The following is a 21575-nucleotide window of genomic DNA, read 5'->3' as shown; positions in this document are numbered from 1 at the left end:
GCGTCCTCCGCGCCCTGAGGCATCCCGGGTCCTCCGCGTCTCGCGTGCCGGACCCGGCGGACCGGGCCCGACTCGCCGTGCGAGGGTTTTCCGGCGTTCGCACGACTGGTCGGGCGGACGTGGCAGCGCGAGAGAAGGGTGACAGCGGATGACGGCCGGTTCATCGGTACCGACGACGGAGGAACGCGCGGAACAGCCGTCGTCCGGCGGAGCCTCGCCACGGCCACGGCTGGTCCGGGACCTCTCGGTGTCAGCCGTACTGGCCGGGGTGGTCGCGGTCGTCGTCTCCTACTCCGGCCCGCTGGTCATCGTGCTCTCCGCCGCCCGTGCCGGGCACCTGGACGCGGGGCGGACCGGTTCGTGGATCTGGGCGATCTCGATCGGCAGCGGGCTGACCTGCATCGCCCTGAGCATGCGCACCCGGATGCCGGTCATCACCGCCTGGTCCACCCCGGGTGCCGCCCTCCTGGTCACCAGCATCGGCTCGTACGCGTACGGCGAGGTGATCGGCGCGTTCGTGGTGTCCGGTGTCGTGACCGCCCTGATCGGGGTGACCGGCCTCTTCGGGCGGCTGATGCGGATGGTGCCCGACGCCGTCGTGTCCGCCATGCTCGCGGGCACCCTCTTCTCGTTCGGCGCCGACGTGTTCACCTCGCTGGAGCACACCCCTGTCATCGCCGGGTCCGTGCTCCTGGCCTACCTGCTGGGCAGGCGCCTGCTGCCCCGGTACGCCGTGCTCCTGGCTCTCGTCGCGGGCGTGGTGTGCAGCGCCGCGAGCGCGAGGCTGCACGTCCGGCTGGACCATGCCGGCCTGGTGCAGCCGGTGTTCACCACACCCGCCTTCTCCGTGGCCTCGCTCGTCGGGATCGCGGTCCCGCTGACCCTGGCGACCCTGGCCTCCCAGAACGCGCCCGGCATCGGCGTGCTGGCCGCGTCCGGGTTCCGGCCCGACGACCGTCTGCTGGTCGGCTCGACCGGCCTGGTCTCGGCGGTGCTCGCACCCTTCGGCTCCCACGCCGTGAACCTCGCGGCCATCACCGCCGCGATCTGCACGGGCCCCGAGGCCCACCGCGATCCCCGGCGCCGCTACGTCGCCGGGGTGGCCTGCGGTTCCGCGTACCTGGTGGTGGGGGCGTTCGGCTCGACCCTCGTGGCGTTCTTCGCGGGGCTGCCGAAAGAGCTGGTCGCCGCCCTCGCCGGTGTCGCCCTCCTCGGTGCGCTGTCCGGCGGGCTGACGGGCGCGGTACGGGAGGAGAAGGACCGGGAGGCCGCGCTGGTCACCTTCCTGGCCACGGCCTCCGGTGTCACCCTTCTCGGCATCGGCTCGGCGTTCTGGGGACTGGTCTTCGGAGTGGGCGCGCACGTCCTGCTCGGCGGCCGCCGTCGCGCGGCCGCTTCGGCACCGGCTGATCCCGGGGAACCCGCAGGGCGTTGACGGGGCCCCGGTCGCCGCGGCGCCGTCTCAGCTGTCCCACGGGAGCGTGGCCGGACGGCGGTGCCACCACCAGCCCCGGTCGGCGACAGCTGAACCCGACCTGGTGAGGTGGCCCAGCAGCGCACCCGAGTCCGGCTCGGTGCCGCGCCGGAACACCTCGTCCAGCTCCGCCACGGCCCGGGCGATCAGCTCGCGTTCCGGGCCGGCGGTCTCGGCCAGCTCCCCCAGGCCGTCGCGGATGCGCAGATCCTCGACGTACAGCTCGAAGGGATAGCGCCCGCCGGGCAGCCGGCCGGCGTCGATCCGGCGCACCAGCCGCTCCCAGAGCAGCAGTGCCTCGCGCGCGCGGTTCACGGTGCCGGCCGCCGGGGCGCAGCCGTGCGGGTCGGCCGCCTCGGCGAAGGCGTCGGTCACCGGGGTCCCGATGTGTCGCCCCCGCAGGATCTCGGCCAGCACCTCGACCCGGGCCGCCGGGAGCTGCTTCATCGGGGCTTCGACCGCGTCGACCGTACAGACCGGGAGGTCGCCCTCCCCCTCGTACAGACGGGCCCGTGTGACCGTACCGTCCGGGCCTGCCGCCCAGTACGCCGACGGGGCCTCCTCCTGAGCGGGGCGGAGGACCGTCGTGCCCAGGCCTTTCGCGAGCTCCAGCGCCGCCGCCTCGGCCGACGGTGCCGTCACCCCGTCGGACACGGAGACGTCCCAGCTGAGTGCGAGGTCCCCCGCCACGGAGCGATACGTGCACAGCACCGGGGCGTCCCAGTTCCTGTCGTCCGCCTCTTCCGTGTCCTCGTCGGCGAGGTCCACGGCCTCCGGTTCCACTCCGAGGGCTCCGGCCAGCGCCGACGCCATGGCGTGCGGTGCGGGCCGGTGCACGGTCAGGAAGCTGTAGGTCGCCGTCACGCATACGTCCCGTCGTGAATCCTCTTGGCCTTCCGGACCACCTCAGGACGGTCGAGAAGGCGGGTGCCCCTGTCGTAGCCGGTGCTTCCGTTCTACCACCCGCCTCGGCGGTCTCCCTGAGTGCCGCGTACTCGTTCCCGTGATGCCCCCGTGCCGGAGACCGGGAAGACCCGCCCGAAGCGGGCCGGCAGGCCCACCGCTCCTGGCGGCGACGCGAGTTGGGCCCTTATTTGGGGCCGGGGGCCCAGGTCGGGCGCGATTCCCAGCCGTACATTCACCCCGAGGGACAACAGGGCGGATGTCGACGAGAGGTGAACCGTGAGCGGTGGCAGAGACTGGGGAGGCAGAGTCCCGGGCCGTGTACCGCCGGGCGCCGGCGGGAGCGGCTGGTTCTTCCCCCTGAGCCGTGGCTGGGCGGCCGGCGCCCTCGTCTACGTCATCGCCGGGTACCTCGTGGCGCGGACACTCGTCGAGACCCTGGCCACCGATGAACGCCTCGGACAGTTCGGCTGGCGACTGGCCCTGCTGCATCTGCCCAGCATCGCCGTGACCGTACTGACGGTCCTGGCCTCCGCCCGCGCCCTTCCCGACCGGCAGAAGGACTCCCGCGTCCAGTACCTCCTCGGCACGCTGGCCGTCCCCGTCGCGGGACTCGCCCTCGGTTACGTCGTGACGTGGGACGTGGTGGACCCCGAGGGCGTCCTGATGCCGGTCGTGGCGATGGCCACCGGCGCCGCCGTCGGGCTCGGCACCGACCGGCTGCTGGAGGAACGGGGCACCGGGCCCGCCGCCCTGCCGACGCACACGCGCTCCTACGACTGGCGTGACGGCGGGGCCGCCGCCCTGGAGTACACCGGGGTCGTCATCCTGGTCGCCGCGCTCGTGGGCGCGCTCGTCATGACCGGTGTCGCGGGCCGGATCGGCGAGCGCTTCCGCTGCGCCGTCAGCGCGCTCACCGGGGGCGGCACCTGCACGACGGGCGGGGACGGCACGGCGAAGCCGAAGACCGACGCCGACTACGAACCCAAGCTCTGCCAGATCTCCAACATCTCCGACACCGCCGGAGGCAAGGTCAAGATCGGGTGGTTCGAGTGGGGCGAGGAGTACGGCTTCCAGCAGAAGGTCGCCCAGGCCGGCACCGACGTGAACCAGGACGGCAGAGTCGACGAGAACGACAAGCTCGTCTACATGACCTTCACCGACGCCGCGTCCGCGGGCGTCAACGCCAGCACACCGGGCGTCAAGCTCGGCAGCCTCGGCAAGGCGGACGTCGACATCGGGGGCGGCATCAAGATAACCAATGGTGACACCTGGGTGTTCAAGAGCGAGGAGGACGCCCAGAAGATGCGGGACGACATCGAGGAAATGAAGATGTGGGAAACCTCGATGAAGCACAGCGGCGGATACGGCGGCGGCTGGTACTCCGGCATGAAGTGGGCCGAGAAGATGGAGGACATCGAGAAGAAGATCGGCGACAAGAAGATCTCCTACTCGTCCCTGGGGATCAACGTGTACGCCGACGGCGGCCTCTCCATCAAGCCGGGCGACGAGGACAAGCTCGGCGCCAAACTCGGCGGCAAGGCGAAGTTCTCGCCGGACGTGACGATCACCAAGGACGACGTCAACGGCAACGAGTCGTACACCTACACCGCCAAGCTCGAGATCGAGGGCAAGGTGGGCGGCAACGCCGGTCCGCTGGGCGGGACGGCCGGGGCCAAGGACTCCCGCACCGGAGCCATCACCGTCACCCGCGACCAGGAGACCGGGAAGATCGTCCGCATCGACATGACCAGGACGGTGGAGACGACCTCGACGTCCGACAAGGGCGAGGTGGGCGGCGACAACGGCAAGAAGGACGGGGACAAGCGGGGCGGCAAGGGCAGCGTGACCGACTCGTCCGGGGACACGGGTATCGAGGTGCAGACGAACTCGGTCGTCTTCGGCAAGGAGACCGACAAGATCACCGAGGCGAAACGCTCCCTCGCCGAGGAGTGGCTCGACGGCTCAGGCAACAACACCGCACCGTTCGAGTACATGTTCGGCGACCACTCCCTGCAGGAGAAGCCTGCCGGGACCGACCCCTTCGAGCAACTGATGTTCCAGGACGGCCTGTCCAGCACCATGCGGTACCTCGGTGAGACGGACGCCCAGGAGTTCGGCTTCGAGGTCTCCCTGGGCATGAGCCTCGGCTTCTCGATCTCCGACGAGCACAAGAAGGAGACACTGACGGAAGCCCGGTTCCTCGGAGCTCCGCAGGGTGACAAGCGCACCTACCTCCCCTACAGCTACTGCGCGCGTTGAACACACGAGACCGCGAGACGAAGAGGCGATGACGTTGACGAAGTCCATGGCGCTCGGCGCGGCCGTCGCCGCCACGCTCGGCCTGATGCTGCTCAGCGGCTGCGGTGGCACGGACGCCGCCGCGGTCCCGGACGGCTGGGGCACGCTCGACACGAGGAGTGTGTCCGTCGGATACCCCGAGGACGAGGGATACGCCCCGCAGCCGGCGTCCGAGCGCAGCAAGGCCAACGCGGCGGTCGCGCTGAAGCAGGAGAAGGGCGTGCGCACCGGCATGGTGTCCGTCCAGCTGGACTTCGCCACCGGTGTCGACGACGCCGGTGAGGCCGCCGCCGCGGCAGGCGCCGGGATCGGCCTCGGAGCGACCCGTAAGGACACCCGGGACGTGCGCCTCGCGGGTGAGGAGAGCGCCCGGGAGGCCCGCAGGATCGACTACGAGTTCACGTCCACGGGCGAGGAGGCGACCCCGGCGAAGGGGACGCGCATGACAGGCGTCGTGGTGGCCGGCGTCGACTCGAAGGACGTACCGTTCGCCATCCGGATCAACGCGGTGAAGGGTGCGCTGACTCCGGCCGACCTCGACTCGTTCGTCGAGTCCATCACCGTCAAGTAAGCGCGGAGGAGCCCCGCTCATGGACGTACTGCCCGGTGGTACGGCCACCTTCCTCCTGCTGTTCGGCCTCTTCCTCGGCGCCTTCGCGGCCCGGTCCGGCCTCCGGCTCCTCCGCGTGCTGCGGCTGCTCCGGCACGGCGAACACGTGGAGGGCCGGTGCGCGGACCGGCGGGTGGTGGACCGCGGATCGGGCGCGGAGAACCGTTACCGCACCGAGTACGTATTCGCCTTCCGCACCCCGGACGGCCGTGAGGTGGAGTTCACGGACCACGCGCCGGGCCCCTTCGGCTACGAGGTCGGGGCACCGGTGCGCGTCTCCTTCGACCCGTCTGCCCCGGACCGGCGGGCTACGGTCGCGGGACCGGGCGCCTGGGGGCCGGTACTGATGCCGGCGGTCTTCGCCACGGTGCTCGGCCTGTTCTCCCTGGGTCTGCTGGCCGCGTTCGCGGCGACCGTGGGCTGAGCACCGTCCCCACGAGTCGGCCGGCCGGGCCGGCCACCTGTGCTGGCACGTTCAGTGGCCCGGTACCGAGGTACCGGGCCACTGGATGAGGGGCGGAGTCAGGAACTCGCACCGCGCGGGAAGGAGATCTCCACGCGGCGGTTCTTCTTCCGGCCTTCTTCCGTGCTGTTGTCCGCGATGGGGTACTGCTCGCCGTAACCACGGATCTCGAAGGTGACCGTCGTGCCGAGCTCTTCGGACAGCACCCCGTTCACCGCCTCGGCACGCTCCTTGGACAGCACGTCGCCGTGGGCCGAGGAGCCGAGATCATCGGTGAACCCGAAGACGCGGACCTTGACGGCCTTCTGCGCCTCGATCTCGGCTGCGATGGCAAGGATGCGGGAGTTGGCCTCGGAGCTCAGCTTCGCGCTGTCCTTACCGAAGAGCACCTCGGCCTGGAGAGCGAACTTGATGTCCGAATTGGTGTCCTCACGGCGCTCCTCGCCCCCGAGGTCCTCGACCACGGACTTGATGTCGAGGACCTTGGGTGCGGCCAGCGTGGCACCCTCTGGAAGCTTGAGATCGGAGTCGTTGGGATCCACCTCCACCGGAGCCTCAGCCGAAGCCGAGGGGTACGGAGTGTCGTCCGCGTCCGCTTGGGGGACACCTGCCATTCCGAAGGCGAACACTCCCGCGAGCACAGTCGTCGCCACGCGGGCACCGGCCCGTCCTGGACGGGTGAGGGCGCCAGTCATCAGGAGATCTCAATCGTCGCGTTCGGGAAGCCCGGGAACTGCAGGTCCACCTTGCTCGTCGTGTTGGGCGGGGCGGGGAACTGGGCGAAGAAGTTCAGACTCTTGCCCGCCTCGATGCTCGACGTGTAATTACTGGTGGTGAGCGCCCGATTGTCCGTGTCACGCAGCACGTAGTAACGCTTCTTGCCGACGGAGTCGACCAGTGTCATGCCTGCCAGTGAGGGCCCGGCGCCCTTTACCGCCTCTTCCTGGCCGCTCCACTCGACGGGCGTGGTGAAGCCCTCGCTGCCCGGGTTCTTGAAGTCGCCGCTGATGGTGAGGAACCCGCCGCTGTCACGCTTGGCCGTGTACACGACCATCTCGATGCCCTTGTCGTTCTTGAGGGTGGCAAGAGTCGAACTCCTGTCGGGCAGCGTTTCACCCTCAGGAGCTTCCTCTTCCTTGTCCTTGCCGGATTCCGACGAGGCTGCGGGCGCCTTGTCCTGCCCCCCCTTGTCGCCGCCACAAGCGGCCACGGAGAACACCAGTGTCGATACCAGGAGGGCGGCAGCCCCAGCCCGGCGCACATTCCTCACGTGCCGGTTATTCATGCGTGATCCTTTGCGTTGATTCACGGTCAGCGTTCGGCCAGTCGAACGGAGAAGAGGTCGCTCATGTCGGGCATGAGCGCCAAGTCCTTGGGATTGATCACCCATACTCTGCTGTCACAGACGACTGTGCCGGGCGACAGCCCCGTGGCGTCCGGGTTCGGGATGAATTTGCAACGCGACTTGACGACGGACACCGCATCCGCCTCGGCGCGTTTCCCCTCCGTGCCCGGGACGAGGTTCGCACTCATCCCCTTGTTCGACCTGACGCCGACCCGGAATCCCCAGCGCCCGTCGAAGAGCATGGCGCAGTCGACGTCACCGGCGTCGTTCCGCGCGGCGAACCTGGACGCCTGCGCACAGCCGTTGTAGGTGCCCGGGAAGGGCCCGTTGAACAGGTGGGTGAGGTAGGCCCTGTCCAGGATGTGAGCCCGGAGGTCGACCTCGAGCTGGTCACGGGATTCCTGGGCCGCTGCCAGCGCCGAGGCATCGGCCGCACTCTGGGCACCGTTACGTCGGACATCCGCCTCACCGAACGCAAAGAACACCAACGCAAGGAAGAGCAGGCCCGCCACCGCCGTGATGTACAGCGGTGCGGCCTGCCCTGACTCGCGGAGAAGCCCTCGGCTCACTTGTTGAGGACCTCGTTGATCTTCTCCTTGAACTTGTTCGCGATGGTGTCGCCCATCTTGGTGTTCAGGAGCGCGACGACGATCGCCACGACGAGGATCGTGATACCTACGTACTCGAGGGCGCCCTGACCGTTGTCCCGGCGACGCTTCATGTGGTCGACCGTGGTGTTCGCCCAGCTGTTCACGTAGACCCGCGTGCTGACTGCGGCCTTGAGCGCGGCGTCCTTCATCATGGTGTTCCCCTCCGAGTGCGGCCGGCCGCTGGCCGGCCGACGCTGCTGCGTAAGTCTTCGTGTCGTCCGCGCTTCCGGCTTCCTCCTGGCCGGTCTCGCTTCCGACATGCGAAACGTACGTCGGGGCACCACCCGCACACATGGGCCTCCGGGCCCAACTCCGGGCCCACTCCCTCAGTTGGGCCTTCGGGCCCAGCGCGTGCTCAACCATGCCTCGTCGGCCCCCCGGTCGACATGCGGTGCCAGAGGGCGATGGCCTCGCCCCGGCTACCGGCGTTCAACTTGGCGAAGATGCGGTTGATGTGGTTCTTGACGGTCTTCTGGCTGATGAAACAGGTGGCGGCGATCTGCTGATTGGTCATGCCCGACGCGATCAGGTCCATCACTTCCACCTCCCGTTCACTCAGCTCGGCGACCATTGCCTGGGGCGCCGCGGCAGGGGCTCCCGTAGACGAATATCCCACAGAAGATTGCGCGAGCGAAGAGTTTTCCGCACATCCGGGCCGACGCAACTCCCCCTGCCCTTCCGCGCTGTACGCGTCCGCCCCCCGGCTCGCGTCCCCCTGCAGGCCTTGCGTGTGTGCGGATGCAGATGGCTGACCGTGTCCACCGGCGGATCCCTGGCCGGAGCCGCTGAAAGCCGTTCCCAGACCGTCGGGGAGAGGACGGGCCACCTGCTCGGGGCCCGTGGGGCCGCCGCGTACGGACCGCAGCAGCGCGCTGGACGCGGAGTGCGTGAAGTGGGCCCGCCCCTCCTTGGTGTCGCGCACGGCCGCGACCAGCTGATCCGCGGTGAACTCGCCGTGCACGAGATAACCGCCGGCCCCCAGACGCAGCGCCTCGTGGACGATCTCGCTCTCGCGGCTGTAGGTCATCATCAGCACGGGCGCGAGCCGCACCAGGTGCGGGAGGGCCGAGATGCCGTCGACGCCGGGCATACGCACGTCGAGCAGGATGACGTCCGGACGGTGCCTGACCGACACCTCGTAGGCCTGGCGGCCGTCGCCGGCCTCCGCGACCACGTCGATGTCGTCCCGCCCCTGGAGCAGAACCGTCAGCCCCGCCCGTACGACGGGGTTGTCGTCGGCGACGACGACCCTGAGGGGCACCGCCGCCGGCAAGGGGCCGGGGAAGGCCGGGAAGGCGGCGGACTCACCGGACGCCGCGGGGACCGCGGCACCAGGCGTGCTGTGCGAACTGAGGGCGCTGGGGTTCGAAGACGTGTGCTGCGAGACATGGGGATGCCGGTCCCATTGCTCTCCGGAGCCTCGGGACGTCTCGTTCTGCATGGTGCGGCCTCCTCTCAGAGGGGGACGGTTTCGTGGCGGCTGTACCACCGGTGTCATTCGCGGGTTCCCGCGTGTTCACCCGGCGGCGACCCGAGCGGGGGCCGCCGCGTCGCCGGGTACGGGGAGGAGCCGGGGAGGGCCGGCGGTGTCAGGTCCATGGCAGACAGGGACAGATCGAGGCGGACCTCGGTTCCCCGGGTGGCCTTTCCCCGGCCGATGCGGATACGGGCCCCGATGGAGGCGGCCCGCTCGACCATGCCGACCAGGCCGAAGTGCCCGGCCTTCCTCAGGTCGGCGAGCGAGGTGCCCGGGGGCAGGCCGTCGCCGTCGTCGTACACACTGATGCGCACCACATCGCGCACCAGTCCGGCGGATACGTCCAGGCGCTGTGGACGAGCGTGCCGGTGGGCGTTCTCCATGGCCTCCGTCGCGATGATGAGCGCGTGCCGGGCCACGGCATGGGGGATGCGGGGTACCGGACCGCTTCCGATCCGGTGGAACGCCGTCGTCACCGTGTGGCGGCGTCCGAAGTCCTCGGTCCGGGCGCGCAGTTCGTCCAGGAGGTCCACGCCGCCGTCCAGGCCGGACTCGCGGCGCAGGTCGGAGAGCAGCTCCCGGGATTCGGCGGCGGCGCGGCGGGCGGAGCGGGCGACGAGCTCGGCCTGGTGCTTGACGGTGAGCGGGTCCATCCGGTCGGCCGAACCGGCCAGGCCGTCGGCAGCCAGGGCGAGACCGTGCAGCGTCTTGGCGACCGAGTCGTGCATCTCGCGGGCGAGACGGGCCCGTTCCTCCTCGACCGCGCTGTTCACGGCGAGGCGCGCCCGTGTCTCGGTGAGGGCCTGGGACGCGGCGCCGAACCGCAGCAGGAGCCCGCGCAGGGTGCTGCCCACCGCACCGGCCATGATGCAGAGGCCGACCATGAGGAGCGCCGAGGCGTCGGCTTCGGCCTTGCCGTTGATCCCGTAGGCGGCGGCGAGAAGGAGGGTCTGGAAGACAGCGAAGACGGCCCCTCCCCGCCAGCTGTAGACGAGACCCGCGAGGAGCGGGGTGCAGACGGTGACGTACGACAGGGTGGACCCCGGCGACGCGGCGAAGAGCAGCAGGGCGCCGAAGAGCATGTCGACGCCGAGGAGCGCGGGGTGTTTCAGGAGGATCGGGCCGAACCGTTCCCAGTCCCTCATCAGGAGGTAGGACACCATCACGGTGACGAGGACCGCCGCCCCGACCAGCCAGCTGCCCAGCTCGTCGTCGACGCCGTTCAGCGCGAAGGGCGCGGCCAGGGCCGTCATGGCCAGGCGGAAGCCGAACAGCTGCCGGCACAGGGCCTGCAGTGCGTTGATCTGGATGGGCAGTGCCGGTACGTGTCCGGGCTGGGCACCCGGCGCCGCCGCGTCCGGGCCACCGGTCAGTGCGGGGCCTCTCGGTCCGGGTCCCATGTGCGGTTCACCTCCTCGTCCGCGCTCGTCGCCATGCCCTCAGCCCCCGAAGACGTCGCCGATGTCGACGTTCGCGGCGTAGTAGAAGCCCACACCGATGAGGATCATCGTGCCGGGGAGCATGAAGCTGGTCACGATGAGCGTCGCCTTCGGCACCGCCTTGGACGCCTTGCGCCGGGCGTTCTGCGCGTCGGTGCGGCGCATGTCGTTGGCGATCTGGATCAGGGTGTCGACGATGGGCGCGCCGAGCTCCTCCCCCTGCTGGAGCGCCGACACGAACATGGAGACCTGCTCCGATTCGTTCCGCTTGCGGAGCTGGTCGAAGGCATCACGACGGCTCACCCCCATGTCCATCTGGCGCAGGGTGATGCGCAGCTCGTCGGCCCACGGACCGGAGTACTTCTCCGACACCCGCTCGAGTGCCTGACGGAACCCGAGCCCCGCGGACACGACCACCGCGAGGACGTCCAGGAAGTCGGGCAGGGTGCGGTCGATGTCGTCCTTGCGCCGGCCGATGGCGGACCGGATGAGCACGTCGGTCCAGAAGAGGCCGTAGACGAAGAACAGGACGGCCAGCACCATCTGTCCGTTCATGAGCATGGCGAGCCCCGCCAGGGTCCCCAGGCCTCCGTAGACCGCGCGCCGCGCCGCGTAGCGGTCCACGGTCATGCCGCCGGGATTGCCCGCCATGTCCAGCTTGCGGCGCAGCTTGTCGACCCGCTTGGGCCCCATCATCCGCAGCACCCTGGGGGCGTACCGCATCCCGAGCCGGTCCACCGCGCTGCCGGTGGCGGTGGTGCGGCTGGCGCCGACCTCCAGGGCGACCGCGAGGTCGCCCGGCAGTTTGGCATCGGCACGGTACATGCGGAGGCCTTGGAAGACCCCGTGGACGGCAAGCCCGAAGACCAGTGCGAGCAGTAGTTCCATAACGGCCTCTCCCCCTTCAGATGCGTACGCGGGTCAGTCGGTTGATCAGGAAGAAGCCGAGGGCGTAGAGCCCTGCGGCGATCACCACGGCGACCCGCCCCGGGAAGGCGCTCGTCATGTCGTCCAGGGCGCCGTCCCGCATGCCGTTGATCAGGAGCAGGAAGCCCAGCCCGAGAATCGGCACCGCGACCGCCGTCACCTTCACCTGGGAGAGCAGCGTGGTGACTTCTCGCCTGGTCTCCTTGCGCTCCTCCAGCGTCTCCGTGAGGTTGCGCAGCGAGGAGACGATGGCGCCGCCGGCCCGGCTGGACAGGATCAGCGTGGAGACGAGCACGTTCAGTTCGCGGGAGGGAAGTCGTTCGACGAGTTCGTTGAGCGCGTCGTCGAGGGAGTGGCCGACGGCCAGCCGGTCCGCGACCCGGCGCAGCTCCTCGTGGGCCGGGTCGTCGAGTTCCTCGACGGCCATGGCGATGGCGGTGCGCAGCGCGAGGCCCGCCTGGGTGGCGTTGGCCAGTACCCGGGTGAGTTCGGGGAGCTGGTTGATGAACGCCTCCGTGCGTTTGGCGCGTTGCCAGTCGAGGAAGGCGTTGCCGCCCCACAGGCCGATGAGGCCGGCGAGCAGCCCGAAGAACGGTGCGAAGACCGCCCCGGCCACGAAGTAGAGGCCGAGCAGGGCGGCGATGACGTAGACGAAGTACTCACCGGGCGTGAGGTCCAGCCCGGTGGCCGAGATCTTGCGCTCGATGCGCTTGCCGAGACCGGTCTTGCGCAGACGGCGGTCGACACCCCGGAAGCGCCGGCGGCGGCCGCCGATGGTGACCTGTCCCGTCTGGGACATCCGGTCGTACAGGAGCTGCCGCTGCGCCTGGCCCGACGAGTACGTGTGCACACCGATGACGGCGAACAGGCCGGCGAGCAGCGTGACGCCGATCGTCAGGAGCGGAACACTATCCATGTCGGGCGAAGACCTTCTCGGTGAGCGGCGGGCGGGGGGCTGGAGACGGGCCGGGGCGCCCGTGGGTGGGTCAGGCGGTGGATCTGCGCACGGCCAGCTGCTCCTCGGACTCGGCGACGCCGAAGGCGGCCGGGATCGCCTCGTTCGTCATGTAGAGGCGTTCGGCCACGCGGCGGGGCATCGGGTAGTACTCGAAGGCGCCGTGGACGCGTCCGTCGGCCGCCATCGGACGGGCGTTGAACCGGCAGACCGAGACGATGCGGTAGTCCTCGCGGCCGTGCGAGTCGACGACGGCGATCTCGGTGATCCGGCGCGATCCGTCGGCATGGCGGGTGAGCTGCACGATCACGTCGACGGCGCTGTTGATCTGGTCGTGGATCGCGACGAACGGGATCTCCACCTCGGACATGGAGCTCAGCGTCTGCAGTCGCATCAGGGCGTCTTCGGCGCTGTTGGCGTGGACGGTGGCGAGGGAGCCGTCGTGGCCCGTGGACATCGCCTGGAGCATGTCCAGTGTCTCGCCGCCGCGGACCTCACCGACGATGATGCGGTCGGGCCGCATGCGCAGGGAGTTCCGCACCAGGTCGCGGATGGTGATCTGGCCCTTCCCCTCGACGTTGGAGGGGCGGCTCTCCAGTGTGATCACGTGGGTCTGCTGGAGCTGGAGCTCGGCGGAGTCCTCGATGGTGACGATGCGCTCGCCGTCCGGGATCAGTCCGGAGAGCGCGTTGAGCAGGGTCGTCTTCCCCGTGCCGGTCGCACCGGAGACGATCACGTTGAACTTCGCCCGGACGAGTCCGGCCAGCAGGAGCAGCATGTGCTCGTCGAGGGAACCGAGACTGATCATCTCCTGGAGCGTGAAGGCACGGGGGAAGCGCCGGATGGTGAGGATGGGGCCCTTCAGCGAGAGGGGCGGGATGATCACGTTGACTCGTTCGCCGGACGGCAGGCGGGCGTCGACCATCGGGTTGGCCTCGTCCACCCTTCGGTTGACGGTGGAGACGATGCGCTCGATGGTCTGCATGAGCTGCTCGTTGGACGAGAAGCGCATGGGCAGCAGCTCGAGACGGCCACCCCGCTCCACGTAGACCTGTTCCGGTCCGTTGACCATGATCTCGCTGATGGAGGCGTCCTCGAGCAGGGGTTCCAGGATGCCGAGGCCGAGGGCCTCGTCGACGACCCTGCGGATGAGCTGCGACCGCTCGACGGTGGAGAGGACCGGTCCCTCGCGGCTGATGATGTGGCCCAGCACGCGCTCCAGCCGCGCCCTGCGCTCGGCCGCCGCGAGGGCGGACATCTCGGCGAGGTCGATCTCCTCCAGCAGCTTGGCGCGGTAGACACCGACCAGCCGGTTCTCCTCGCTCAGCCCCCCGGCCGGCTCGGGCCCGGTGATGCGCGCCCGCAGGCTCATTCCCTCAACTCCCTGTCTCGGTTCGGCATTACGTCGGTCAGTCGCGTGGCATGGTGGCGCTCTTCGTGACCGACCAGGAGTCCAGCAGCGGCAGCAGGGAGGGCACCTCGACCTCGGTGGTCACGGTCATCTCGTCACCGCCTCCGGACGGGGTGAAGGTGGCACCGTCCGCGAGCCAGCCGCTCATCGACGCCCGTCCCGCCTGCTCGTACTTCCATGCCTGGCCGTCGAGCGACGCCACGCGCGCCGCCGCACGCGATGCCGTCCCCGCCTGCTGTGCCGCGTACACCGCGATACCGAGCTGGACCACGGCGAGGGCGACGACGAGGAGGATGACCAGCACCCCCACGTACTCGATGGCGGCCTGTCCCCTCTGCCGCCGGCCGCTTCGCGGTGCGGGCGTCCCGGTCGCTCCGGGCTGTGGGCGCGTCACCACGCCCCCCGATTCTCCAGTGCGGCAGCCGCCTCACCCGGTACCGTCATCGGCAGGTTGAAGGCGCCGGGGAAGAGCAGCGGTACCTTGAGGTCCACCCTTGCCGTGACCATGTCGCCGCTCGCGCTGCATCTGAACGAGGCGTCCCAGGCGTTCGGCAGGTCCTCGCGGCCGGCTCTCTCGCACGCCGCCTGCCGGCTGCCGTACGTGGACGTGGCCGCGGTGACTCCCTTGTCGGCCGCGTTGCCCGCCAGCATGAAGGTGTAGCCCACCACCCCGGCCTGCCACATCAGGGCGAGCGTGACCAGGATCAGTGGGAGCGTGCCGGTGAACTCGATCGCCGCCTGCCCCCGGTCATCGCGCGGGCCGTGCCGGCGGCCCGTCACGGTCGGTCCCTCTGCTGGATGTCCCATGGCTCGACTGTCCCCCTCGGTATCGGTGAGCGGCCCTTACTTCGCACGTCCGCGGCGGCCACCGAGCGCGCCTCGATCGCCTCTGAGCCTGCCTTGCTTGTCCGTACCCTCGGTGTTCTTCACCAGGCCGAGGTCCCCCGCGAGGCCCCACAGTGCCTGCTTGACCGTGGACTTGGCCTCCAGGTCCTGCATGCGGCCCGCGTCCACGACCGCCTGCAACTCCTTGAAGGCCGCGGGGATCGCGATGCGCGCGACCTTCGTGGCGGTGATCTTCTCGATCAGCGGCGGCTGGATCTCCGTGTTCCGGTTGTACCGGTTGACGACGGTGATGGTCTCCTCGGCCTTGCGGATCTGCAGCCGGTCCCAGAGCCGGACCATGCGCTTCGCCGCCCGGACGGTGACGACGTCCGGAGTCGTGACCAGCAGCGTACGGTCCGCCATCTCGACGGCTGCGGCGTTCGCCGTGTTCATGTGGGTGCCGCAGTCGATGACGACGATCTCGAAGCGGTGTCTGAGCGCGCTGATGATCTGGCGTACGACCCGGTCGCTGACCTCCTCACCGCGCTCCCCCTCTCCCGGTGCCAGCAGCAGTCCGAGACCGGTGTCGTGGTTGAACAGGGCGTCCTGGAGGACCCGCGGTGAGATGTCCTGGATGGTGGAGAGGTCCACGATCGACCTGCGGAACTGCACGTCGAGGTAGGAGGCCACGTCACCGGACTGCAGGTCGAGGTCGGCGAGCGCCACCGTGTGACCGGACGCCTTGGCGGCCAGGGCGAGCTGGACGGCCACGACGGTCGTCCCGACACCGCCCTTGGCCCCGCTGACGGTGACGACCGTTCCGCCGGGCCCGGTGAAGACGTCCGCGCCCTGGCCCAGATGGCGGCGGACGCCCACGGACCAGCCTGCCGCGGCCTGCACGCGTGTCGCCAGTTCCTCGTAGGAGAGGGGCAGACCGACGAGGCCTCGCGCGCCGGAGTCCATCGCGGCCGAGTAGAGCCCGGGGCTCGCGTCGGCGGTGACCAGCACGACTCCCACCGCCGGGAACCGCAGGGACACCTCCCGGATCAGCTCGAGTGCCGGTACCGGGCCGATCCGCTCGTGGACCAGCACGACCTCCGGCAGCTCGTCCAGCGATTCCGAGGCCAGCCGCGCCAGGGTGTCGAGCAGCGAGGTCGAGTCACCCAGCGGTCCGGCCGGCTCCGCGTCCGGGAGCTGGCTGAGCAGCGTGGTGATGGATCGGGCGGCGTCGGGGTCACCGACGGCCGGGAGGATTCGTGTGCTCATCCGGCCCTCACTTGTTCTTGTCTTCGTCGAGGTTGTAGCTGCCCTCACCCGGACGAAGGGTGGTGGGACTGTTCTCCGGCAGGAGGGCCAGCCGTACGTGCTCGGCGAAGGACTCCGCGTAGGCCACGCGCTGGGCGTCCGTGGTGTTGAGGGCGAACGTGATCGGCACGGCCTCCGTCGGTCCGCCCCGGTCGTCCGCCTTCGGTTCGAGGGCGGTCAGCTGGCCGACGTCGATGACTTTGGCGTTGGGCACGATGACGCGGGAGGTGGGTTTCTCCCGCTCGTTCTCCGCGGCGAAGGTGGCGAAGATGTTGACGAGGTTGCCCGGCCGGATCTTGCCTGCGACACCCGTCGCAGCGTCGATCATGATGGCTATCTCCTGTTCGCCGTTCTCCACCCTGGGCCGCGAGACGAGCATGTCGTCCTGCAGCAGGGAGCCCTTGTTCAGCTGGGTGACGGCGATCTTCCCGTTGATGATCGAGAGGTCGGTGACCGCGTTCTCGGACAACCAGCGCTCGGGCATCCTGACCTTCTCGAACTGCCCCGGCGCCAGCGGCGCGTAGGGCGCCACGTTCGTCTTCACCTGGTAGGCGGTCACCTCCGGCCCGACCTTCGAGTTGACGTCGCTGATCACCGAGAGGACGCCGGCGAAGGCGCCGAAGGCACAGAGGACCGAGAGGAGGAGAAGGATCACGCCGCGGCGTTGCCGTGAGTTCATGAGCGGAGCAACCTCGTTGGGAGTCGTGGCCGATGAGCGGAGCGGACGGATGAAGCGGATCGGGTCCGGGTGGGGACGAACCTCGTGGAGACGCAGGCGCCGTTCGTCCGGGATGCCGGTTCCTGTCTCGGCGGCACTCGGCCGGGAAGCACCGTGCGGCGTCCTACGACCCGTGTCGCAGGGGTGTTCCTTGGTTCAGGACACCTGAGCCGTTGCTTTGGTTCTCCTGCGGACGCAGCGGGGCGGAGCACAACCCGCAGCGGTCCCCGATGAGTTCGTTGCCGCACCAGGTGCAGACCTCCCTGCGCACCGAGGAAACCAGCTGGTAGATGACCGAGATATCGGGCAGGAAGGCGGCGAACTCGATCATCTTCGACGTCCCCCACCACCCCGGTGAGTCCGTGAGCGGTGCGACCTCGTGCACCGCTTGGACCCCCCAGGCCGGCGCGATCGTGCTGGTCACCCAGTCCGACTGCAACTGCCCTTTCGCGACGAGGAGATGCGTTCCGAACTCGGGTCCGGTCAGCTCCCCCGTCCCGATCTTGATCAGTTGGGGGTTCGGGTTGGCCATCACGCCGAACTGTGAGCCGGGGACCCACGACTTCGCGTGAGCCTTCAGGCTGACAGGGACCCGGTCGAGTCTGGTCACCGAGTTCAGGAGGGCTCCGGCATGGATGTAGTGGGAGAGCAGTCTGGCCGCCGAGGCGACCACACCGGCACTGAAGTCACAGATGGACAGCTGTCTCAGTTGCCGGACGAGCACGGCCACCCCCAGGGGCGGCAGGTCCACCTTGAGCAGCGCGATCCTGTCGCTCTCCAGCACCGATCGGACGGTGTGCAGGCGCCGTTCGTGGGCGGGCGCGATGTTGGCGGGATAGACGGCGATCACATAACCGTGCTGGTCGAGCAGCAGCTGCATGTCGGACAGCGCCGTGTCCAGCGCCTGCTCGCCCGGCGCGCGCAGGAGCGCCGCAGGCGGTGTCTGCTGATCGGTCGGCGGTAGCACCAGATCAGCGCTGGTCACTGCTATTGCGGTCGGCACGCTCTTCCCCGTTCGGCTCCGGCCGTCGTCGGGGTGACTCCGGCCGCAATCGCTCCTGCTCCGTGCTTCTTCTCCAGCACTTTAGCCACGTCAAACCAGGCAGAGAACAGATATCGGAACCCAGTACGAAGACGTGCGGTACACGCGTTCGCAACGCCTCCGTGCGAAATCGGACGAAAAGAATGTTCGTTAACCGCTGTACCACTGCGGAGAGTTACCCCGACCGCCCGGGACCGGAAATGGTGAGAATTCGTCCTAGCACGTCAGAACGGGTGTCTGCCGCATTTTCCGGCCGCCCTGAAAATCCACTGCGTCACCACCCGGCATCCCGGCCGACTCACCCTCGCGAGTGGCCCACGCGAGTGCCGGAGTCGTCACCCGATGGTGGCCCCCGCCCCCGGGCGGGCCCCGCTTCCACCCGTGCCGTACGCCTCCGGATCCGCCAGAGGTCTTGACAACTTGATTGGTCTGGACCAGTTTATCGGCCAACGGTGGCCACCGTTCCCGCCAGCACCCCCAACTCCCCCACCGGAGGCAGCAAGTGGAACGCTCCGCAGGCAGCAGCAGGCACAGAAGACGCCGGGTCCGGCCGCTCCTCGGCGTGGCCGTCACCGGCGTCGTGGCCGGGGCACTGGCCTTCACCGGGCTCACCGGCACGGCCCAGGCGGCCGACGTCAACGTGGCCAGGAACGCCGGGTTCGAGTCAGGGCTCGCGAACTGGACCTGTTCCGCGGGAAGCGGCACCACGGTCTCCTCCCCCGTGCACGGCGGCACCTCCGCGCTCAAGGCCACTCCGGCCGGGCAGGACAACGCCAGGTGCACGCAGACCGTGTCCGTGAAGCCCGGTTCCACCTACACGCTGAGCTCCTGGGTGCAGGGCGGTTACGCCTATCTCGGAGCGAGCGGCACGGGCACCACCGACGTCTCCACCTGGTCGCCCGGATCCAGCAGCTGGACCCAGCTGAGGACCAGCTTCACCACCGGCCCCTCCACCACCTCGGTGACCGTCTACACCCACGGCTGGTACGGCCAGGCCGCCTACGTCGCGGACGACATCCAGGTGACCGGGCCGGACGGCGGCGGTGGCACGGATCCGGAGCCGGCGATCCCCGGGACCCCCGCCGGGCTGGCCGTGGGGACGACCACCGCCTCCTCCGTGGCCCTCACCTGGAACGCGGTCTCCGGCGCGACCGGCTACACCGTCTACCGGAACGGCGCGAAGGCGACCACCTCCACCGGTACCTCCGCGACGGTGACCGGTCTGGCCGCCGACACCGCGTACCAGTTCTCCGTCAGCGCGACCAACTCCGCCGGTGAGTCGGCCAGGTCGGCCACCGTCAGCGGGCGTACGGCCAAGGCCACCGACCCGGGGGGTCCGACGACGTCGGTGCCCAAGCACGCGGTGACCGGCTACTGGCAGAACTTCAACAACGGCGCCGCCGTCCAGAAGCTCAGCGACGTCCCGGCGAACTACGACATCATCGCCGTCTCCTTCGCGGACGCCACGGCCACGCCCGGCGCCGTCGCCTTCAACCTGGACACGGCGGGGCTCAACGGCTACACCGTCGCCCAGTTCAAGGCCGACATCAAGGCCAAGCAGGCCGCCGGCAAGAACGTCATCATCTCCGTCGGTGGCGAGAAGGGGTCCGTCGCCGTCAACAGCGACGCCTCCGCGACCGCCTTCGCCGACTCCGTGTACGCGCTCATCCAGGAGTACGGCTTCAACGGCGTCGACATCGACCTCGAGAACGGCCTCAACTCCACCTACATGACGAAGGCGCTGCGCTCCCTGTCCTCGAAGGCGGGTGCCGGCCTCGTCATCACGATGGCTCCGCAGACGATCGACATGCAGTCGACCTCCGGCGAGTACTTCAGGACGGCGCTCAACATCAAGGACATCCTGACCGTCGTCAACATGCAGTACTACAACAGCGGCTCGATGCTGGGCTGCGACGGCAAGGTCTACTCGCAGGGCTCGGTGGACTTCCTCACCGCGCTCGCCTGCATCCAGCTGGAGGGCGGTCTCGCCCCGTCGCAGGTCGGCCTCGGTGTTCCCGCCTCCACCCGGGGTGCGGGCAGCGGCTACGTCGCCCCGTCCGTCGTGAACGCGGCCCTGGACTGCCTGACCAAGGGCACGAACTGCGGATCGTTCAAGCCCTCCAGGACGTACCCGGACCTGCGCGGCGCGATGACCTGGTCCACCAACTGGGACGCCACCGCGGGCAACGCCTGGTCCAACGCGGTCGGTCCGCACGTCCACGGACTGCCGTAACCCCGCCGGACGACGCCACGTCCGGACGTGACCCCGTCCGGGCGTGACCCCCTCCGGGCGTGACGCGCTCGTCCTCCGGCCCAGCAGCGCCGCCGCTCCCCCGGCGGCGCTGCTGCGTCGTGGTGGCTCCTACGCCGGTGTCACCAGGGCAGCTCGCGCACCTGCTGGACGCACAGCACGAGGAAGAGCAGCCCGGCCGCGCCCAGCATCCCGTTGCTGAGCCAGCCGTTGCGCCACTCCCGCGGCGTGCGGGAGGAGTTCAGCAGCCACAGCAGGGTCAGGGCGAGGAACGGCATGAAAAACGCGCCCAGGACGCCGTAGGCGATGACCAGTCCGAAGGGCTCGTCCAGCCACAGCAGCGTCATCGGCGGGAAGGTCAGCCAGAGCAGGTACGCCCGGAAGGGTACGGACCGCTGCTGCCGGCCGACCTTCTCACTGCTCGCCTTCTCCACCTCCGCGCCGTCGCGCGCTGCCCGGACGCGTTCCACGAAGTCGGCGAACATCAGGCTCACGCCGTGCCACACACCGATGAGCGACGAGAACGACGCCGCGAAGAAGCCGACCAGGAACAGCTTCGCCGTGCCCGCGCCGAAGCGGTCCTCCAGGATCCGGCCCAGCTCGATCAGCCCGCGGTCACCCTTCGTCAGGGCGATCTGGGAGGAGTGCAGAAGCTCGGCGCCGACGATGAGCATCGCGACCACGAAGATGCCGGTGGTGATGTAGGCGACCCGGTTGTCGATCCGCATCACCTTCATCCACGAGGTGTCGGACCATCCCTTGGCGTTCACCCAGTACCCGTACGCCGCCATGGTGATGGTGCCGCCGACCCCGCCGATCAGCCCGAGCGTGTAGATCAGCGAACCGTCCGGGAGCACGGGGAGCAGGCCCGCGAAGGAGGCGCCGGCGTCCGGCGCCACCCGGATGGCGACGTAGACGACCACGACGAACATGACGCCGATCAGGACCGTCATGACCTTCTCGAAGACGGCGTACTGGTTGAACCAGACGAAGACGAGGCCGACCAGGCCGGTGATGATCGCCCAGGTCTTCAGTCCCGGTCCGTCGGGGAAGAGCGCCACGATGGGCAGGGCGCTGGAGGACATGGCCGTCGCGCCGTAGACGAAGCCCCAGATGACGACGTACACCGCGAAGTACCCGGTGGTCCACCCGCCGAGGGTGCGCCAGCCGTCGAAGAGGGTGCGGCCCGTGGCCAGGTGCCAGCGGCCCACCGCCTCCGCGAGGGAGATCTTCACGAGGCAGCCGATCACGGCCGCCCACATGAGCGTGTAACCGAACTTGCTGCCCGCGATGAGTGTCGCGACCAGGTCCCCGGCCCCGACACCGGTGGCCGCCACGACGATGCCGGGCCCGATATGACGCCAGCTGGATGTGCGCGGCCGGGAGCCCTGCTCCCCCGCCTCTGTGGTTTCGCTTGTCTCCGCCATGTCGATCAACGAAGCGCATCGCGCCGGTTCGCACAAGGGGGCGCGGCACACC

21 protein-coding genes are annotated in these 21575 nt (G+C 69.4%); 5 read left to right on the top strand and 16 right to left on the bottom strand.

Going from position 1 to position 21575, the window contains the following annotated elements; translation table 11 throughout:
* The first annotated feature begins 148 nt into the window (after positions 1-148).
* Positions 149-1435 (top strand): benzoate/H(+) symporter BenE family transporter, encoded by a 1287-nt coding sequence (locus tag ACHFIV_RS03540; protein ID WP_398963284.1) that lies wholly within the window; start codon positions 149-151, stop codon positions 1433-1435.
* Positions 1436-1462: 27 nt separating this feature from the next.
* On the opposite strand, the gene ACHFIV_RS03535 is transcribed toward ACHFIV_RS03540, so the two are convergent.
* Positions 1463-2338, bottom strand: a complete 876-nt coding sequence (locus tag ACHFIV_RS03535; protein WP_398963282.1) for a hypothetical protein — start codon at positions 2336-2338, stop codon at positions 1463-1465.
* 318 nt (positions 2339-2656) lie between these two features.
* Here ACHFIV_RS03535 and ACHFIV_RS03530 point away from each other — a divergent pair, with 318 nt between their 5' ends.
* From ACHFIV_RS03530 to ACHFIV_RS03520, 3 genes are read left to right on the top strand one after another with little or no spacing between them, the layout of a single operon-like run.
* Entirely contained in the window at positions 2657-4639 is a 1983-nt protein-coding gene (locus ACHFIV_RS03530) for a DUF3488 domain-containing protein (RefSeq protein ID WP_398963280.1), read from the top strand.
* Between the two features lie 28 nt (positions 4640-4667).
* The gene (locus tag ACHFIV_RS03525; RefSeq protein WP_398963277.1) at positions 4668-5249 is read left to right on the top strand and encodes a hypothetical protein; all 582 of its coding nucleotides are present in this window, start codon (positions 4668-4670) and stop codon (positions 5247-5249) included.
* A gap of 19 nt (positions 5250-5268) precedes the next feature.
* On the top strand, positions 5269-5712 hold the full coding sequence (locus ACHFIV_RS03520) for a DUF3592 domain-containing protein (protein ID WP_398963275.1): 444 nt from the start codon (positions 5269-5271) through the stop codon (positions 5710-5712).
* 98 nt (positions 5713-5810) lie between these two features.
* Here ACHFIV_RS03520 and ACHFIV_RS03515 read toward each other — a convergent pair whose 3' ends face one another.
* The 14 genes from ACHFIV_RS03515 to ACHFIV_RS03450 all read right to left on the bottom strand — a co-directional run bounded on the left by ACHFIV_RS03515 (position 5811) and on the right by ACHFIV_RS03450 (position 17788).
* Positions 5811-6446 carry an OmpA family protein gene (locus tag ACHFIV_RS03515; protein ID WP_398963272.1) on the bottom strand — a complete coding sequence of 212 codons (636 nt, stop codon included), beginning with the start codon at positions 6444-6446 and terminating at the stop codon, positions 5811-5813.
* Positions 6446-7036 carry a hypothetical protein gene (locus ACHFIV_RS03510; RefSeq protein ID WP_398963270.1) on the bottom strand — a complete coding sequence of 197 codons (591 nt, stop codon included), beginning with the start codon at positions 7034-7036 and terminating at the stop codon, positions 6446-6448. The genes ACHFIV_RS03515 and ACHFIV_RS03510 overlap by 1 nt, the downstream gene beginning before the upstream one ends.
* Positions 7037-7062: 26 nt before the next feature.
* Positions 7063-7608, bottom strand: a complete 546-nt coding sequence (locus tag ACHFIV_RS03505) for a pilus assembly protein TadG-related protein (protein ID WP_398963268.1) — start codon at positions 7606-7608, stop codon at positions 7063-7065.
* A 53-nt stretch (positions 7609-7661) separates the two neighbouring features.
* Positions 7662-7898, bottom strand: a complete 237-nt coding sequence (locus ACHFIV_RS03500; protein WP_398963265.1) for a hypothetical protein — start codon at positions 7896-7898, stop codon at positions 7662-7664.
* Between the two features lie 203 nt (positions 7899-8101).
* The gene (locus tag ACHFIV_RS03495) at positions 8102-9187 is read right to left on the bottom strand and encodes a response regulator (RefSeq protein ID WP_398963262.1); all 1086 of its coding nucleotides are present in this window, start codon (positions 9185-9187) and stop codon (positions 8102-8104) included.
* A 53-nt stretch (positions 9188-9240) separates the two neighbouring features.
* On the bottom strand, positions 9241-10623 hold the full coding sequence (locus ACHFIV_RS03490; protein ID WP_398963259.1) for a sensor histidine kinase: 1383 nt from the start codon (positions 10621-10623) through the stop codon (positions 9241-9243).
* 39 nt (positions 10624-10662) lie between these two features.
* Positions 10663-11550 (bottom strand): DUF5936 domain-containing protein, encoded by an 888-nt coding sequence (locus tag ACHFIV_RS03485; protein ID WP_398963257.1) that lies wholly within the window; start codon positions 11548-11550, stop codon positions 10663-10665.
* 16 nt (positions 11551-11566) lie between these two features.
* Positions 11567-12505, bottom strand: coding sequence for a type II secretion system F family protein (locus tag ACHFIV_RS03480; protein WP_398963255.1), 939 nt, complete (start codon positions 12503-12505; stop codon positions 11567-11569).
* 70 nt (positions 12506-12575) lie between these two features.
* A complete protein-coding gene (locus tag ACHFIV_RS03475) occupies positions 12576-13916 on the bottom strand; it encodes a CpaF family protein (protein ID WP_398963253.1) in 1341 nt (446 codons plus the stop codon).
* Between the two features lie 37 nt (positions 13917-13953).
* Entirely contained in the window at positions 13954-14352 is a 399-nt protein-coding gene (locus ACHFIV_RS03470; protein ID WP_398963251.1) for a TadE/TadG family type IV pilus assembly protein, read from the bottom strand.
* Entirely contained in the window at positions 14346-14762 is a 417-nt protein-coding gene (locus ACHFIV_RS03465) for a TadE family protein (protein ID WP_398963249.1), read from the bottom strand. Before ACHFIV_RS03465 ends, ACHFIV_RS03470 begins: the two co-directional genes overlap by 7 nt.
* A 36-nt stretch (positions 14763-14798) precedes the next feature.
* Complete coding sequence (locus ACHFIV_RS03460) at positions 14799-16046, bottom strand: CpaE family protein (protein WP_398963248.1); 1248 nt, start codon at positions 16044-16046, stop codon at positions 14799-14801.
* Between the two features lie 7 nt (positions 16047-16053).
* Positions 16054-16764: a Flp pilus assembly protein CpaB gene (cpaB, locus tag ACHFIV_RS03455; RefSeq protein WP_398963245.1), complete on the bottom strand. Its 711-nt coding sequence runs from the start codon at positions 16762-16764 to the stop codon at positions 16054-16056.
* A gap of 163 nt (positions 16765-16927) precedes the next feature.
* Positions 16928-17788, bottom strand: a complete 861-nt coding sequence (locus tag ACHFIV_RS03450; protein ID WP_398963242.1) for a hypothetical protein — start codon at positions 17786-17788, stop codon at positions 16928-16930.
* 559 nt (positions 17789-18347) lie between these two features.
* On the opposite strand from ACHFIV_RS03450, the gene ACHFIV_RS03445 reads away from it, so the two are divergent.
* The gene (locus ACHFIV_RS03445) at positions 18348-20078 is read left to right on the top strand and encodes a chitinase (protein ID WP_398963240.1); all 1731 of its coding nucleotides are present in this window, start codon (positions 18348-18350) and stop codon (positions 20076-20078) included.
* Positions 20079-20218: 140 nt separating this feature from the next.
* On the opposite strand, the gene ACHFIV_RS03440 is transcribed toward ACHFIV_RS03445, so the two are convergent.
* Positions 20219-21523, bottom strand: a complete 1305-nt coding sequence (locus ACHFIV_RS03440) for an Nramp family divalent metal transporter (protein ID WP_398963237.1) — start codon at positions 21521-21523, stop codon at positions 20219-20221.
* Between the last annotated feature and the right edge of the window lie 52 nt (positions 21524-21575).

This window comes from Streptomyces sp. ALB3, assembly GCF_044385685.1.
Taxonomy (GTDB): Bacteria; Actinomycetota; Actinomycetes; order Streptomycetales; family Streptomycetaceae; genus Streptomyces.
The sequence above is the reverse complement of the archived record's forward strand: the minus strand, read 5'-3'. Positions and strand labels throughout refer to the sequence as shown.

Excerpts from the sequence above, each read along its gene's own strand:
- ACHFIV_RS03540 (WP_398963284.1), top strand. The coding sequence starts at position 149 with ATGACGGCCGGTTCATCGGTACCGACGACGGAGGAACGCGCGGAACAG.
- ACHFIV_RS03525 (WP_398963277.1), top strand. The coding sequence starts at position 4,668 with ATGACGTTGACGAAGTCCATGGCGCTCGGCGCGGCCGTCGCCGCCACG.
- ACHFIV_RS03520 (WP_398963275.1), top strand. The coding sequence starts at position 5,269 with ATGGACGTACTGCCCGGTGGTACGGCCACCTTCCTCCTGCTGTTCGGC.
- ACHFIV_RS03515 (WP_398963272.1), bottom strand. The coding sequence starts at position 6,446 with ATGACTGGCGCCCTCACCCGTCCAGGACGGGCCGGTGCCCGCGTGGCG.
- ACHFIV_RS03510 (WP_398963270.1), bottom strand. The coding sequence starts at position 7,036 with ATGAATAACCGGCACGTGAGGAATGTGCGCCGGGCTGGGGCTGCCGCC.
- ACHFIV_RS03500 (WP_398963265.1), bottom strand. The coding sequence starts at position 7,898 with ATGATGAAGGACGCCGCGCTCAAGGCCGCAGTCAGCACGCGGGTCTAC.
- ACHFIV_RS03495 (WP_398963262.1), bottom strand. The coding sequence starts at position 9,187 with ATGCAGAACGAGACGTCCCGAGGCTCCGGAGAGCAATGGGACCGGCAT.
- ACHFIV_RS03490 (WP_398963259.1), bottom strand. The coding sequence starts at position 10,623 with ATGGGACCCGGACCGAGAGGCCCCGCACTGACCGGTGGCCCGGACGCG.
- ACHFIV_RS03485 (WP_398963257.1), bottom strand. The coding sequence starts at position 11,550 with ATGGAACTACTGCTCGCACTGGTCTTCGGGCTTGCCGTCCACGGGGTC.
- ACHFIV_RS03480 (WP_398963255.1), bottom strand. The coding sequence starts at position 12,505 with ATGGATAGTGTTCCGCTCCTGACGATCGGCGTCACGCTGCTCGCCGGC.
- ACHFIV_RS03475 (WP_398963253.1), bottom strand. The coding sequence starts at position 13,916 with ATGAGCCTGCGGGCGCGCATCACCGGGCCCGAGCCGGCCGGGGGGCTG.
- ACHFIV_RS03465 (WP_398963249.1), bottom strand. The coding sequence starts at position 14,762 with ATGGGACATCCAGCAGAGGGACCGACCGTGACGGGCCGCCGGCACGGC.
- ACHFIV_RS03460 (WP_398963248.1), bottom strand. The coding sequence starts at position 16,046 with ATGAGCACACGAATCCTCCCGGCCGTCGGTGACCCCGACGCCGCCCGA.
- cpaB (WP_398963245.1), bottom strand. The coding sequence starts at position 16,764 with ATGAACTCACGGCAACGCCGCGGCGTGATCCTTCTCCTCCTCTCGGTC.
- ACHFIV_RS03440 (WP_398963237.1), bottom strand. The coding sequence starts at position 21,523 with ATGGCGGAGACAAGCGAAACCACAGAGGCGGGGGAGCAGGGCTCCCGG.